This window comes from Microbacterium sp. A93 (assembly GCF_051842835.1).
On the sequence record NZ_JBPXMT010000008.1, the window covers coordinates 298,363 to 311,831 of the forward strand.

13 protein-coding genes are annotated in these 13,469 nt (G+C 71.3%); 6 read left to right on the plus strand and 7 right to left on the minus strand.

The window, feature by feature from the left end; all coding sequences use genetic code 11:
- Window positions 1-20: 20 nt before the first annotated feature.
- From ACSU1G_RS20740 to ACSU1G_RS20750, 3 genes are read right to left on the minus strand one after another with little or no spacing between them, the layout of a single operon-like run.
- A complete protein-coding gene (locus ACSU1G_RS20740; protein ID WP_439281891.1) occupies window positions 21-320 on the minus strand; it encodes a winged helix-turn-helix domain-containing protein in 300 nt (99 codons plus the stop codon).
- Window positions 317-754 carry a hypothetical protein gene (locus ACSU1G_RS20745; protein ID WP_439281892.1) on the minus strand — a complete coding sequence of 146 codons (438 nt, stop codon included), beginning with the start codon at window positions 752-754 and terminating at the stop codon, window positions 317-319. The genes ACSU1G_RS20740 and ACSU1G_RS20745 overlap by 4 nt, the downstream gene beginning before the upstream one ends.
- Window positions 751-1,020 carry a hypothetical protein gene (locus ACSU1G_RS20750; RefSeq protein ID WP_439281893.1) on the minus strand — a complete coding sequence of 90 codons (270 nt, stop codon included), beginning with the start codon at window positions 1,018-1,020 and terminating at the stop codon, window positions 751-753. Before ACSU1G_RS20750 ends, ACSU1G_RS20745 begins: the two co-directional genes overlap by 4 nt.
- A 134-nt stretch (window positions 1,021-1,154) precedes the next feature.
- On the opposite strand from ACSU1G_RS20750, the gene ACSU1G_RS20755 reads away from it, so the two are divergent.
- The 4 genes from ACSU1G_RS20755 to ACSU1G_RS20770 all read left to right on the plus strand — a co-directional run bounded on the left by ACSU1G_RS20755 (window position 1,155) and on the right by ACSU1G_RS20770 (window position 5,728).
- Window positions 1,155-2,153, plus strand: a complete 999-nt coding sequence (locus ACSU1G_RS20755; RefSeq protein ID WP_439281894.1) for a DUF2332 domain-containing protein — start codon at window positions 1,155-1,157, stop codon at window positions 2,151-2,153.
- Window positions 2,154-2,232: 79 nt separating this feature from the next.
- On the plus strand, window positions 2,233-2,775 hold the full coding sequence (locus ACSU1G_RS20760; RefSeq protein WP_439281895.1) for a hypothetical protein: 543 nt from the start codon (window positions 2,233-2,235) through the stop codon (window positions 2,773-2,775).
- On the plus strand, window positions 2,772-5,249 hold the full coding sequence (locus tag ACSU1G_RS20765) for a molybdopterin oxidoreductase family protein (protein ID WP_439281896.1): 2,478 nt from the start codon (window positions 2,772-2,774) through the stop codon (window positions 5,247-5,249). The genes ACSU1G_RS20760 and ACSU1G_RS20765 overlap by 4 nt, the downstream gene beginning before the upstream one ends.
- Window positions 5,246-5,728, plus strand: a complete 483-nt coding sequence (locus tag ACSU1G_RS20770; RefSeq protein ID WP_439281897.1) for a hypothetical protein — start codon at window positions 5,246-5,248, stop codon at window positions 5,726-5,728. Before ACSU1G_RS20765 ends, ACSU1G_RS20770 begins: the two co-directional genes overlap by 4 nt.
- A gap of 13 nt (window positions 5,729-5,741) precedes the next feature.
- Here ACSU1G_RS20770 and ACSU1G_RS20775 read toward each other — a convergent pair whose 3' ends face one another.
- Both ACSU1G_RS20775 and ACSU1G_RS20780 read right to left on the minus strand, forming a co-directional pair.
- Window positions 5,742-6,794 (minus strand): NAD-dependent epimerase/dehydratase family protein, encoded by a 1,053-nt coding sequence (locus ACSU1G_RS20775; RefSeq protein ID WP_439281898.1) that lies wholly within the window; start codon window positions 6,792-6,794, stop codon window positions 5,742-5,744.
- Complete coding sequence (locus ACSU1G_RS20780; RefSeq protein ID WP_439281899.1) at window positions 6,794-8,023, minus strand: zinc-dependent alcohol dehydrogenase; 1,230 nt, start codon at window positions 8,021-8,023, stop codon at window positions 6,794-6,796. The genes ACSU1G_RS20775 and ACSU1G_RS20780 overlap by 1 nt, the downstream gene beginning before the upstream one ends.
- A 165-nt stretch (window positions 8,024-8,188) precedes the next feature.
- On the opposite strand from ACSU1G_RS20780, the gene ACSU1G_RS20785 reads away from it, so the two are divergent.
- Complete coding sequence (locus ACSU1G_RS20785) at window positions 8,189-8,659, plus strand: transporter substrate-binding domain-containing protein (protein WP_439281900.1); 471 nt, start codon at window positions 8,189-8,191, stop codon at window positions 8,657-8,659.
- Between the two features lie 31 nt (window positions 8,660-8,690).
- Here the strand turns inward: ACSU1G_RS20785 and hrpB are convergent, their stop codons facing one another.
- Window positions 8,691-11,387: an ATP-dependent helicase HrpB gene (gene hrpB, locus ACSU1G_RS20790; RefSeq protein WP_439281901.1), complete on the minus strand. Its 2,697-nt coding sequence runs from the start codon at window positions 11,385-11,387 to the stop codon at window positions 8,691-8,693.
- Window positions 11,388-11,429: 42 nt separating this feature from the next.
- Window positions 11,430-12,365, minus strand: coding sequence for an SDR family oxidoreductase (locus ACSU1G_RS20795; protein WP_439281902.1), 936 nt, complete (start codon window positions 12,363-12,365; stop codon window positions 11,430-11,432).
- 89 nt (window positions 12,366-12,454) lie between these two features.
- Between ACSU1G_RS20795 and ACSU1G_RS20800 the strand changes: the two genes are divergently transcribed.
- On the plus strand, window positions 12,455-13,444 hold the full coding sequence (locus ACSU1G_RS20800; RefSeq protein WP_439281903.1) for an NAD(P)-dependent oxidoreductase: 990 nt from the start codon (window positions 12,455-12,457) through the stop codon (window positions 13,442-13,444).
- Window positions 13,445-13,469 lie beyond the last annotated feature (25 nt).

The following is a 13,469-nucleotide window of genomic DNA, read 5'->3' on the forward strand; positions in this document are numbered from 1 at the left end:
GCGGTGCCGCGAGATGATGCTCAGAGTCCGGCGGTCAGTTCCCGCAGGGCCGCCACATGCGCGGTGAAGGCAGTGCGCCCCCCGTCCGAGAGGGCCAGCCAGGTGCGTGGACGCTTGCCGACGTAGCCCTTGCGGATGCGAACGTGGCCGGCCGCCTCGAGCGCCGTGGAGTGCTTGGACAGGGCCGAGTCGCTGATGTCGAGGACCTCCTTCAGGCCTTTGAAGTCGATCTCGTCGACTCCGGCCAGGGTCGCCATCAGGGACAGCCGGATGGGGTTCGTGAACTGGTCGTTGAGGCCCTCGCGTGCCGTGGCGCTCATGTCCGACGCCACCACCCGGCGATCACCAGCGGGGCGGCGATGACGAGCCCGACCAGGATCGCTGCCGGCCAGGTTTCCCGGCCCATCAAGGCCATCGATGCGGCATACAGCACGAAGGTGGCCGCCAGCCCGATCACATAGCGGCGCCCGCCGCCCAGCGGGGTGGCGGTGCGCGTGCGCAAGTACCACCACGTCAGACCCAGGACGGCCACCACGTAGACGCCCATGGCCGTGAGGAATGCCGGCAGCGATTCGTCCGGCCGGAACACCGACGGGATCACGTGGGCCGCACCGATCATCAGGGCCAGGGCGGTGCAGAACCAGGCGAGGCGGCGGCGGGCCCGGTGCTGGACTCCAGCCAGCCGGGCTGCGGGTACGTCCAGCGCGGACAGCTGCGCGGCCGGGTCCAGAGGCCCCTCGGGCTGCCCGCTCACCGCAACGACTTCCGGTGGACGGAGTAGGCCGAGACGATCGAGACTCCCCCGGCGAGCGCCGCCATCGAGGCGACGAGGACGAGGCCGGGCTGGTCCGTCAGCGCACCCGCCGCGATCATGACGAGACCGATCAGCGGGACCATGACGGCGGAGACCGCCAGCCAGAAGCGGGAATGGCGGGCTTTGATCGAGTCCCGGCCGACGGCCACCCCGGTGTGGGGGTCGACTGCGGTGGGGCTGGCGAGGATGGCGACCTGGGGATTCATGATGACCTCCGGTGGGTGTTGGTGCTTCTGGGGGATTGTCCTGAGTCCAGCATGGCACATACTTTCCACTTTGGAAAGTAGTTTCTTTCCGCCAAGGCTCGTTGAGCGCTCCGCCTGTCAGGCAGGATGAGCGCATGGACCCTGACATCCACCGCGGGCAGCTGTCTCCCTCCGAGGTCTACCGCCGTTTCGCCAGGATCGAGGCGCGCGGCAGTTCCTCCACCTATGAGGAGTGGTCCGAGGGCCTCTCCGAGGATCCGGCGGCCCTGCGCCTCGTCGCCGGCCTCCCCCGCCCCAAACGGCAGCCGAACCTCGTGTTCGCCGCCGCCCGGCTCCACGGCGCTGCGGGCTCGTACGCCTCATTCCGCGGCACCCTTGTGGAACGCTGGGACGCGATCCGGCAGACCATCATGGCCCGCTCCACCCAGACCAACGAGGCCGCCCGCTGCGCCGTGCTGCTTCCGTTCCTGGCGGAACTCCCGCAGCCGATCGCCCTGATCGAGGTGGGCGCCTCGGCCGGCCTGTGCCTGCTGCCGGACCGTTTCTCCTACCGGTACGGTGACGGCGCGCGCCTTGACCCCGAGGAGGGACCGTCCGAGGTGGTCATCGAGTGTGGACTGGGGCCGGGTCTGACCGCGCCGGACGCCCTGCCACAGGTGTCCTGGCGGGCGGGGATCGACCTGACCCCCGTGGACGTCCGGGACCAGGAGGCCACCGACTGGCTGGAGGCACTCATCTGGCCGGAACACCGGGACCGCCGGGAACGGCTGCGCTCGGCCTTGGACATCGCCCGGCGGGATCCGCCGCGCCTCGTGGCCGGCGACCTCAATGAGGCGTTGCCGGCCTTGGCCGCCGAGGCTCCCGCTGACGCCACCCTGGTCGTCTTCCACACCGCCGTCCTGGCCTATCTCGACCCGGAGGACCGCTCCGTCTTCGTCGGGACCGTCAGCAGTCTGCCGGGCCACTGGATCAGCAACGAGGGACGCGGGGTGGTTCCCCTCTCCTGCCCCGGTCCACCGGCGGCCGCAGATGATGCGTCCGCGGACGGCCGGTTCCTGGTGGCTGTGGACGGTGTTCCACGCGCCCTGGCCGATCCCCACGGCCGTTCGGTCACCGGCCTCCCCGGAGACTAGGTCGTGGGATCACGGTGCCAGCTGCCTCTCGGGGGCATCTTCCCTTGCCACCCGGCCACCGACGGCGTACGTATGGACCATGGACACTCCCCACGACGATTTGAACCGCGACGAGCTGCAGGACTACCTCAACCACCATCTGTTGGGCTCCAAGAGTGGTGTCCGCCTGTTCCAGGCCGCCGCCAGCACCTGGAACGGCACCGAGTACGAGCAGGAGTTCCTGGAGATCTCCCGGCAGGTCAGCGAGGAACAGGACGAGCTCCAGCAGCTCATCGACCGGCTCGACCTGCGTCAGTCCGTGGTGGAGAACGCCATGGGTCTGGCCGCTGAGGCTGCCGGTCGGCTCAACCCGGTGAACTTCACCCGGTCGAAGTCCGAGGGGATGACCCAGGTGGAGATGGACATCCTGCAGAGTGCCCTGCAGGGCAAGGCCGGTATGTACGCGGTGCTGGCCAAACTGGCGGAACGCTTTCCCCACGCCGGTCTGGACGGCCAGCGGATGTCGGACCTCTACCAGCAGGCGCAAGACCAGCAGGCCCGAGTCCGTCGCATCAGTGATGAAACGATGGACACCCGGTTCGTGGCTCCTGACGATGGGCAGGGAAACGGGGCCTCGACATGACCAGCCGGGACCGGATCGCTGAGCCCTGGGGAACCCGCACCCCCTACGCCGCCGGGGGCACCTGGCCGGCGCGGGTGGACACCCACCTGGAGGAGGGACTGGATCCGGATGCCGTGGACCGGTGGGTCCAGACCGCCTCCATCCTGCACTCCAACGGCGACGCCCTGGACATCGCCGTGAAGGACGGGCGGATCGCCGGGGTGCGGGGCCGGGCCGGGGACCGGGTCAACCACGGTCGGCTGGGCGTGAAGGACCTCTACGGCTGGCAGGCCAACGCCTCGCCGGACCGGCTGACACGACCTCTGGTCCGAGAGGACGGGGAGCTGGTGGAGACGGACTGGGACACGGCCATGGACCGGATCGTCACCCGCACCCAGGAGCTGCTCGAGGAACAGGGGGCCAGCGCGCTCGGCTTCTACACCACCGGGCAGCTGTTCGCCGAGGAGTACTACACCCTCGGGTTGATCGCCCATGGCGGTCTGGGCACCAATCACGTGGACGGCAACACCCGGCTGTGCACGGCCACGGCGGCCGCCGCCCTCAAGGAGTCCTTCGCCTGTGACGGCCAGCCTGGCAGTTACACCGACATCGACCACGCGGACGTCATCGCCCTCTACGGGCACAACATGGCCGAGACCCAGTCGGTGCTGTGGATGCGGATCCTGGACCGCCTCGCCGGCCCCAACCCTCCGCAGCTGATCTGCGTGGACCCGCGCCCCACCCAGGTGGCCCGTCACGCCGCCGTGCACCTGGCCCCGAAGCCGGGCACCAACGTGGCGCTGATGAACGGGCTGCTGCACGAGCTCATCGCCCACGGCCACATCGACCAGGATTACATCGACGCTCACACGGTGGGCTACGCGGAGCTCGAGCAACGGGTCCAGGAATACACGCCCGAACACGCGGGACAGATCTGTGACGTGCCGGCCGAGCAGATCCGTGAGGCAGCCCGCATCATCGGCGGTTCCGAGCGGCTGCTCTCCACCGTGCTGCAGGGCTTCTACCAGTCCCATCAGGCCACGGCGGCCTCGGTGCAGGTCAACAATGTGCACCTGATCCGCGGCATGCTCGGCCGCCCGGGCTGCGGGATCCTGCAGATGAACGGCCAGCCGACGGCCCAGAACACCCGTGAGTGCGGCGGGGACGGTGACCTGCCGGGCTTCCGCAACTGGTCCAACGACGCCCACGTGGCGGACCTGGCCAGAGTCTGGAACGTGGAGCCCTCCAGGATCCCGCACTACGGCCCACCCACCCACGTGATGCAGATGATGCGCTACGCCGAGGACGGCTCCATCCGCCTGATGTGGGTCAGCGGCACCAACCCGGCCGTGTCCCTGCCGGAGCTGGGCCGGATCCGCTCCATCCTCGAACAGGACCGGTTGTTCCTGGTGGTCCAGGACCTGTACCTGACGGAGACGGCCCAGCTGGCCGACGTCGTGCTTCCCGCCGCCACCTGGGGTGAGAAGACGGGGACCTTCACCAATGTGGACCGCACGGTGCACCTGTCCGAGAAGGCCGTGGACCCACCGGGCGAGGCGCGGCCGGACCTGGACATCTTCCTGGACTACGCCCGCCGTCTGGACCTGCGGGACAAGGATGGTGATCCGTTGGTGACGTGGCATGATCCGGAGTCGGCGTTCGAGGCATGGAAGGAGTGCACGCGGGGCCGTCCCTGTGACTACACGGGCCTGAGCTATGACAAGCTCCGCGGGGCCTCGGGCATCCAGTGGCCCTGCAACGAGGAGCATCCGGAGGGCACCGAACGGCTCTACGAGGGCGGGGCCTTCTGGAGCGACGCCGCCTACTGCGAGAGCTACGGAAAGGACCTGGTCACCGGTGCCCCGCTCGAGCCGGAGGAGTACAAGGCGATGAACCCGGATGCCAAGGCCGTCCTCAAGGCGGCGGCGTACCTGCCTCCACACGAGCAGCCCAGCGAGGACTTCCCGCTGCAGCTCATCACCGGGCGGACGCTGTACCACTTCCACACCCGCACCAAGACTGCCCGCGCCCCGCAACTGCAGCGGGCCGCCCCGGAGGTCTGGGTCGAGCTCAGCGGCAAGGACGCCGACGCGCTCGGAATCAGCGAGGGCGACCTCACCGAGGTGACCACACCGCGGGGCACCGTTCACGCCCAGGCACGGATCACCGGCATCCGCCCGGGGGTCCTGTTCCTGCCGTTCCACTACGGCTACTGGGACACCGGTGGTGGTTATGCCCCGGTCGATGGCGGCCGGGCCGCCAACGAGCTGACCATCACCGACTGGGACCCGGCCTCCAAACAGCCGATCTTCAAGACGGCCGCCGCCCAGATCCGGCGGCTTGCGGCAGGACAGGGACCGGCACCGGCACCCACGACGACGGCCTCGGCCCCCACCGGGGACATCGGGTTCCGCACGGTGGGAGACCACACCGCACAGGCCGACGAGCAGATGTCCGTGGGCGGAGCCACCGGTCCCGAGGGGAGTGCATCATGAAGATCGGCCTGGTCCTGCACGAGTTGCACCGCTCCGAGAACGACCTCGCCCAGGAACTCCTGCACGCCTCCGAACGCCACCAGGTGGACCATTCGATCTACCACCTGGGCCGGGACCTGGCCGAGTGGTCCCGTCAGCACGTGCGCCAGATCGCGGACCTCGCCGGCGACTACGGCCAGGACCTGGACCGGGAGCCGAAGTCCGAGCTGGCGATCGGCCGGCGGATCCGGGAGCGCGGCAGCGAACTGCTGGGACGCAAGGGCTTCCCCGAACTGGCCCTGCTGCACGACCTGAGGGAGATCTACACCCAGGCCTGCGGCGTCTCGGCCGACTGGGAGATGCTCGCCCAGGCGGCCCAGGGCATCCAGCACCTGGACCTGCTCGCCCTGGCCCAGCGCTGCCACCCGGACACCCTGCGGCAGATGAAGTGGGCCAACGCGGCCATCAAGGAGAACTCCACCCAGATCCTGGTGAGCTGACGGGCGCCGGTGGCTACTCCAGTGGCGAGTGCGATCGGTGTCCCGCGTTGCCGAGGCCTTCGGTGCCGTCGAAACGGTCCAGCAGGGCCCGAACGGCCTGCTGGGACGTAATGCTTTCCCGCCATCCGGTGGCCTCGCGCAGCTTGGTGGTGTCCATGATCGGCACGGTTTCGGCCATGTCCACCCAACCGGGGTCCGTGGGCTGTAGTCGGGCCGCATAGGTGGCGGCCGCCAGCGCCTTGAACACCTGCACAGGTAATTCCAGGTAGCGGCGGGCGCCGAGCAGCTGGCCCATGGTCTGGGCGTCGAGGACGGGTTCGGCGGCCACGTTGAAGGCACCGGGCGTCTTCTGCCGCACCACCTGCCAGTAGGCCTCCGCCACGTCCACGGCCGCCACCGCCTGGAACCGGATGCCGGCCGGGAACGGGAGCACGGGCAGCCGGCCCAGCGCCAGGAGCCAGGTCAGCAGCTTCGCCGGGACGAGGTCCCCGATGAAGTAGTCCTTGATCTCCGGCGCCGGTACCGCCCCGAAGATCAGTCCCGGCCGCAGGCGGGTGACCAGCACCCCGGGGTTCTCGGCTTCGAACACGTCCAGCAGGGATTCCACCTCTGCTTTCTGCGCCCCGTAGTGGGAGGTCGGGGTGCCGGTGGTGGGGTGGGACTCGTCCACGGGGACGGTCTTGGAGCCCTGGCCGTAGGCGCCGATCGAGGAGGCGTAGACCAGGTGCGGGACCCCGGCGTGGGCGGCCGCCTGGAACACCGTGCGGTTGCCGTCCACGTTGACCGCCCGCAAGAAACTTCGGTCCCGGTTGGGGCGGATCACCCACACCAGGTCCACCACCGCGTCGGCCCCACGCATCGCCGTCTCCAGCCGTGGTCCGGCATCGGGATCCGTGACGTCGATCTTCAGCCATTCCACGCCCTCGAAGGGCGGACCCGGACGGTCCGGACCGCGCCGGGACACCCCGACGATCGAGTCCACCTCACCGGCGGCCTTCGCGGCCTGGAGTCGGTGCAGCAGGGCGGTGCCCGCATTGCCGGTGGCCCCCAGGACCACCACACGCATCAGAGTTCACCTCCGGTTGCCACCACGGGCACGTCGGAGGTCACGGGGGCGATCTCGGGTTTGAGGATGACCTTGATGCAGCCGTCCTGTTTCTTCTGGAAGGTCTCGTACATCTCCGGGGCGCGGTCCAGTGGCACCCGGTGGGTGGCCAGGTCCAGGACGCCCAGGGGGTCGGAGGGGTCCTCGACCAGCGGCATCAGGTCATCGATCCAGTGCTTGACGTTGCATTGGCCCATGTGCAGGGCGATCTGCTTGTCGAACAGGGTCAGCATCGGCAACGGGTCGGCCGTGCCGCCGTAGACCCCGGACAGGGAGATCGTCCCGCCGCGCCGGACGGCCTCGATCGCGGTGTGCAGGGCGGCCAGGCGGTCCACGCCCGCGGCCTGCATGGCCTTGCGGCCCAGGGCATCCGGCAGCATGCCGACGACCTGGTGCGCTACGCCCGCCACCGGGGAACCGTGGGCTTCCATGCCCACGGCGTCCAGCACCGCGTCCGGGCCGCGACCGTCCGTGGCCAGTCGCAGGCGCTCCACCAGATGCTCGTCCTGCTCCGCGGTCTCGATGCCGTGACGCTCAGCCATGCCCCGACGCTCAGCCACCGGGTCCACCCCGATCACCCGGTAACCCAGGTGCTTGCCGATCCGGGCGGCGAACTGACCGACCGGACCCAGGCCCAGGACCGCCAGCGAGCCACCCTCGGGCACCTGGGCGTACTGCACGCCCTGCCAGGCGGTGGGCAGGATGTCCGAGAGGTAGAGCCACTGCTCGTCCTCACCGGTATGTGGGACCTTGATGGGCCCGTAATCCGCGTTCGGCACCCGCAGGTACTCCGCCTGCCCACCGGGGACGGAGCCGTAGAGCCGGGAGTAGCCGAACATCGCGGTGCCGGAGCCCTGGGACCGGACCTGGTTGGTCTCGCACTGGGACTGCAGGCCCCGCTCGCACATCCAGCAGTGCCCGCAGGAGATGTTGAAGGGGATGACCACCCGGTCCCCCACGGAGAGGTTGCCCACCTCCGATCCGACCTCCTCCACGATGCCCATGGGCTCGTGGCCGATCACGTCGTCCCGGTCCATGAACGGGCCCAGGACCTCGTAGAGGTGCAGGTCCGAACCACAGATCGCCGAGGACGTCACCCGGATGATGGCGTCCGTGGGTTTCTGGATCACCGGATCCGGGACGGTCTCGACGGTGACGTGTCTTTTGCCTTGCCAGGTGAGTGCCTTCATGCCCGCCACGCTATGGGGTGGGACGGGATGGTGTGAAGGGGCTGGCGATGACGAAAGCCGCACTCGGCGAGGCCTCACCGTGAACCGGTGGAGTGCCGCCGTCGGTAGGCCCGGGCGGGCCGGGGGTGCAAAGATGGCCGCATGGGACCCATGAGACGAAGGTTGATGGTCGGTACCGTGGCGACGGCGGCCTTGGTCCTGTCGGGATGCACGTCCTCGGGGTACCCGGCCGATCCGGACGGGACCTTTGACGACGTCTCCGGCGGGACCCTCTCGGTGGGGCTGGTCCACCACCCGCCCTACGTGGACGCCACCGGCGAGGAGCCGTCCGGCAGCGAGGTCGACCTCGTCCGGGCCTTCGCCGAGCAGCTTGACGCGGACATCGAATGGACGGCCTCGGGTGGGGAGGCGCTGATGACCGCCCTGGAATCCGGAGACGTGGACCTGGTGGCCGGTGGCCTGACGGACCAGTCCCCGTGGAGTTCGAAGGCCTCGCTGACCCGCTCCTACGCAGAGGACGCCGGGCCGGATGGCCAGACCGTCCACCTGGTGCTCGCCGTCCCCCTGGGCGAGAACCAGTTCCTCAGCGAGCTCGAACGGTTCCTGGACGACCACCACGAGGGGGCCACCCCGTGAAGAGGACGACTCGTCGCTTCGGGCGCTGAGCTCACCGGCGAGGTTTCGTCCTCGCCGTGGCCGGGGCGCTCCACGGGTCATCGGGCCACGGATGCTTGGGGTACCTTCCCCGCATCTCCGCCCGGACCTGGGCGTACGGTCCGGACCAGAAGGAGGCCAGGTCTGCCGTCACCGCGAGCGGACGGCCCGCCGGGGACAACAGGTGGAAGACCACCGGTACCCGGCCTCCCACCAGCCGCGGGGTCTCGGCCAGCCCGAAGCACTCCTGGAGTTTGACCGCCACCACCGGTGCCCCGACGTCGCCCCCCGACCCTCCCCCGGCACCGGCCTCCGGGTAGTCGATCCGCGCGGTGCGGCCGCTGGGCACCGGCAGCCGTTCCGGCGCCAGCTCGTCGAGGCGCGAGGCCTCAGGCCACGGCAACAGCCTGCGCAGGGCCGAGGCCAGGTCCAGCGACCCCGCCCTCGCCCCGCCGGCCAGCTTCTCAACCTCGGGCGCGAGCCACTGTTCCCAGTTCCCGGCGAGCGCGGCGGAGGAGACGTCCGGCCACGGGTCCCCCAGCACGCGGTGCAGCAGGTCCAGCCGGCGGCGCAACGCATCCGCGCCCGGGGCGGCCTCGGGGCCCAGCCCGATCTCCTCCGGCCCGCGCTCGGCCAGCAGGCGCACGACGGCGGCCCGGCCGGCCCCGCGCTCGGGCGCCACCGGCGTCTCGGTCAGGAGGACGGCGCCGAGGACGCGCCGCGAGCGGCCGACCACGCGGCCACCCTGCCGGTCCGCCTGCCAGTGTGCCGTGGACTCCTCGCGGTACAGCGGCCCCGCCAGCCGCACCGCCAGTTCCTCGGTCACGGGTGCGGCGGCCCGGATCACGGCACCGGTGCCCGCGGCCGCCGGGCCCTCCACACGGGACACCTCGGCCACCGCCAGCCAGTCGGCCCCGACCAGCGGGCTGCCCGTCGGCAGTGCCGCGCGCGTCCCGGAGGCCAGCAGGTACACCCCGCCACCCCGGTGCCGGGCCAGCCGTTCGGGCCACGCGAGCCCGACGACGGCCCCCACCTCGGCTTCCCGCGGCACCGCGCCCCGGGCTGTCCCGTGCCCCTGGCTCTGTCTCTGGCCGTGCCCCCGGCCGCGCGTCTGGCCCCCGGCCAGCCGCTCGAAGCGTTGGGCCTCCCGGCGCCACCGCGCCTCAGCCTCATGACCCCCCTGACGCAGCCGCGACAGGGCCGCCGTCAGATCGGCTCCTTCGGGCCGCACCTCCCCGGAGACCAGGGCGACCACCTCGGCGGCGGCCCGGGCACCCACCAGCCGGCCGCCGTCGAGCAGCGCGCGGGCGAGCCGCGGCTCGGCGGGGATGGCCGCCAGGCGGCGCCCGTGGTCGGTGGCCCGCCCCTCAGGGTTGATCGCCTCCAGGGCCGTGAGCGTCTGCAGGGCCTCCGCCAACGCCGCCTGCGGCAACGGCTCCGGCAACACCAGTCCCGCGCCACCCGGTGCGCCCCAGCAGGCCAGCACGAGCGCGGCACCGGTGAGGTCGGCGACGGCGGCCGCGGCCGTCGGGTGCGCCGGCGCGGTCCCGTAGGTGGTGCGGTCATAACAGCGCACCACCGTGCCGGGGCCGAGTCGCCCGGCGCGGCCGGCCCGCTGCTCGGCGGACGCCTGGGCACAGGCCACCGTGACCAGCCCCGTCATGCCGCGGGCGGCGTCCCGCCGGGGCTCGCGGGCCAGTCCTGAGTCGATCACGAGCCGCACCCCGGGCACCGTCAGCGAGGACTCTGCCAGGGACGTGGACACGATGATCCGAGGCGACGAGTCCGGCCCCGGCCGGCCGCCGATCGCCCGGTCCTGCTCGGCCGGCGGCAACTGGCCGTGGAGGGGCAGGACCTGGGTGTCCGGGACCAGGGACCGCAACCGGGACGCCACCTCGGTGACCTCGCGGGCCCCGGGCACGAAGACCAGGGCGTCCGTGTCCGGTGCGGTCGCCAGCACCTCGGTGTGGGCCTGCGCCGCGCTGCGCGCCACGTGGTCCAGGAACTCACGGGTCACACCGCGCAGGTCCTGTCGGCGGCCGGTGGCCGGGCGGTACCGGACCTCGACGGGGTGCAGGGCGGAGGGGCAGTCCACCACCGTGGCGGGCCCCGGCCGGCCGGTGCCCTCGCCCAGCCGGGCGGCGAACTGCTCGGCGTCCAGGGTCGCGGACATGGCCACCAGCAGCAGTTCGGGCCTCAGCTGGGCGACCTCCCCGAGCATGCCGAAGAGCAGGTCGGTCTCCAGGTCCCGTTCGTGCACCTCGTCCAGGATCACGGCGCCCGTGCCGGTCAGCCCCGGATCGGAGAGCAGCCGGTTGACGAGCACCCCGGGTGTCACGAACTCCACGAGCGTCTGCGGCCCGGTCTTGTGCTCCCCCCGCACCACATAGCCGGAGCGCGCACCCACCTCGGAACCGTCCAGGGCCGCAAGCCGGCGGGCGGCCGCGCGGGCCGCCACCCGGCGAGGCTGGGTGACCACGACCTTGCCGCCCGCGCCGCCCGTCTCGTCCCCGGAGGCCAGCAGGTTCGCGGCCACCGGGGGGACCAGCGTGGTCTTGCCGGTGCCGGGCGGGGCCTGCACCACGGCCAGGCGCTCGGCGGAGAGCGTCCGGCGCAGTTCCGGCACCGAGGAGGCGAAGACCAGCCCGGCGCCCAACCGGTCGAGGTCGAAGGGGCCGGTCCCGTCACCGGGCCTGACGGAGGAAGTCATCCCTCCATTGTGGCCCGTGTGCCGGGGCTCAGGGTGTGGCGCTCACGGTGTGGGCGTCCCCCCGTTGGCGTTGAGGGTGTCACCGGAGATGTAGCTGGATTCCCCCGAGGCCAGGAACACGTAGGCCGGGGCCATCTCGACCGGCTGGCCGGCCCGGCCCAGCGGGGTGTTGTGCCCGAAGACCGGCAGCTTCCCCTTGGGCTGGCCCTCCGAGACCTGCAGGACCGTCCAGACGGGACCGGGCGCCACGGCGTTGACCCGGATCCCCCGCGAAGCCACCTGTTGGGCCAGCCCCTTGGTGAAATTGTTGATCGCCGCCTTGGTGGCCGCATAATCGAGGATCATCGGGTTCGGCTCATATGCCTGGACCGAGGTGGTGTTGACGATCGTCGAGCCGGGGCCCATGTGCCTCAGGGCGGCACGGGAGAGCGTGAACATTGATTTGATGTTGATCTGGAAGGTCTCGTCGATCTGCTCGTCGCTCAGTTCCTCCAGCGTCTCGTTGATCACCTGCTTGCCGGCGTTGTTGACCAGGATGTCCAGGCCGCCGAGCTCAGCTGCCGCCGCATCCACGACCCCTGCCCGGTAGTCCCGGTCCATCAGGTCCCCGGGCAGCGCGACCGCGGTGCGGCCGGCCTCCTCGATGGCCGTGACCACGCGCCGGGCGTCCTCCTCCTCGGCGGGCAGATACGCGATGGCCACATCCGCGCCCTCCCGGGCGAACGCGATCGCCACGGCGGCACCGATGCCGGAGTCCCCGCCCGTCACTAGCGCCTTGCGGCCCCGGAGCCGGCCGAGTCCCACATAGGACTCCAGGCCGATGTCCGGCACCGGCTCCGTCTTCACGTCCAGCCCGGGCTCCGGCTGGTCCTGTTCGGGCGGTGAGACCTTCGGATGCCGGGTGGTCGGGTCGTCGGCGGCGAGTTGAGCGGTGAGTCGAGCGGCGTCAGGGGAGGTGCCCTGTGAGTTGTTGTCCATGCCCCCGACCCTAGAAAACCCGCGGGGCGGACAACAAGGGGTGAGGTCCGCGCCGCCCGGTGAACACAGATTGTGACAGCATGACTGGCATGACTGATGCGACGCAACGCCCCGACCGGGTGCTCTTCTACCCGCCGGCCGATACCCGCGCCGACGGCCCCTACCGCGAGGCCCACACCGAACCGGCCCGGGCGACGGCCGACGTCGGCGGCGTGGTGGTGCCGAACGATGCCCAGACCCCCTACGGGGACGGCAGCGCCACCGCCCTGGTGATGGTGTTCCCCGTCGCGGTGGACGAGGTGCGTGCCCTGCTGGCGGCCAACCCGGGAATCAGCTGGGTGCAGCTGCCGTTCGCGGGGATCGAGCGCTACGTCCCCATGATGCGGGAGCACCGGGAGATCACCTGGACCTCGGCGAAGGGCGTGTACGCCCCACCCGTGGCGGAGCACGCCCTGACCCTGACCCTGGCCCTGCTCCGGAACCTGCCCGAACGCGTGCGCGCCACCAGTTGGGGCGCCGGGGGCGGGACCACCCTCAACGGCCTGCACGCCGTGGTGCTCGGCGGGGGCGGGATCGCCCGGGAGTACCTGCGGCTGCTGAAGACCTGGAACACCACGGTCACCATGGTGCGGCGCTCCGACGGCGAGGTGCCCGGGGCGGACCGCACCGTCACCCAGGACCGGCTGGACGAGGTCCTGCCCGGGGCGGACGTGGTGATGGTCGCCGCCGCGGCCACGGATGAGACCCGCGGGATGATCGGTGCACGGCAGCTGGAGCTGATGCCCGAACGCGCGATCCTGGTGAACATCGCCCGCGGCACCCTGGTGGACACGGACGCCCTGGTGCAGGCGCTGGCGGCCGGGTCCATCCGCGCCGCCGGGCTGGACGTCACCGACCCGGAGCCGCTGCCGGAGGGCCATCCACTCTGGGCCGAGCCGCGCTGCCTGATCACGCCCCACACCGCCGACACCCCCGAGATGTGCATCCCGCTGATCAACGCCCGGACGGTGCGCAACCTCTCCGCCCGGGCCGCCGGAGAAACCCTGGAGGGACAGGTGGACGCGGACGCCGGGTACTGAGCAGGACCGGCCGCCCGGTCCCCTT

Excerpts from the sequence above, each read along its gene's own strand:
- ACSU1G_RS20740 (WP_439281891.1), bottom strand. The coding sequence starts at position 320 with ATGAGCGCCACGGCACGCGAGGGCCTCAACGACCAGTTCACGAACCCC.
- ACSU1G_RS20750 (WP_439281893.1), bottom strand. The coding sequence starts at position 1,020 with ATGAATCCCCAGGTCGCCATCCTCGCCAGCCCCACCGCAGTCGACCCC.
- ACSU1G_RS20755 (WP_439281894.1), top strand. The coding sequence starts at position 1,155 with ATGGACCCTGACATCCACCGCGGGCAGCTGTCTCCCTCCGAGGTCTAC.
- ACSU1G_RS20760 (WP_439281895.1), top strand. The coding sequence starts at position 2,233 with ATGGACACTCCCCACGACGATTTGAACCGCGACGAGCTGCAGGACTAC.
- ACSU1G_RS20765 (WP_439281896.1), top strand. The coding sequence starts at position 2,772 with ATGACCAGCCGGGACCGGATCGCTGAGCCCTGGGGAACCCGCACCCCC.
- ACSU1G_RS20770 (WP_439281897.1), top strand. The coding sequence starts at position 5,246 with ATGAAGATCGGCCTGGTCCTGCACGAGTTGCACCGCTCCGAGAACGAC.
- ACSU1G_RS20775 (WP_439281898.1), bottom strand. The coding sequence starts at position 6,794 with ATGCGTGTGGTGGTCCTGGGGGCCACCGGCAATGCGGGCACCGCCCTG.
- ACSU1G_RS20780 (WP_439281899.1), bottom strand. The coding sequence starts at position 8,023 with ATGAAGGCACTCACCTGGCAAGGCAAAAGACACGTCACCGTCGAGACC.
- ACSU1G_RS20785 (WP_439281900.1), top strand. The coding sequence starts at position 8,189 with ATGGTCGGTACCGTGGCGACGGCGGCCTTGGTCCTGTCGGGATGCACG.
- hrpB (WP_439281901.1), bottom strand. The coding sequence starts at position 11,387 with ATGACTTCCTCCGTCAGGCCCGGTGACGGGACCGGCCCCTTCGACCTC.
- ACSU1G_RS20795 (WP_439281902.1), bottom strand. The coding sequence starts at position 12,365 with ATGGACAACAACTCACAGGGCACCTCCCCTGACGCCGCTCGACTCACC.
- ACSU1G_RS20800 (WP_439281903.1), top strand. The coding sequence starts at position 12,455 with ATGACTGATGCGACGCAACGCCCCGACCGGGTGCTCTTCTACCCGCCG.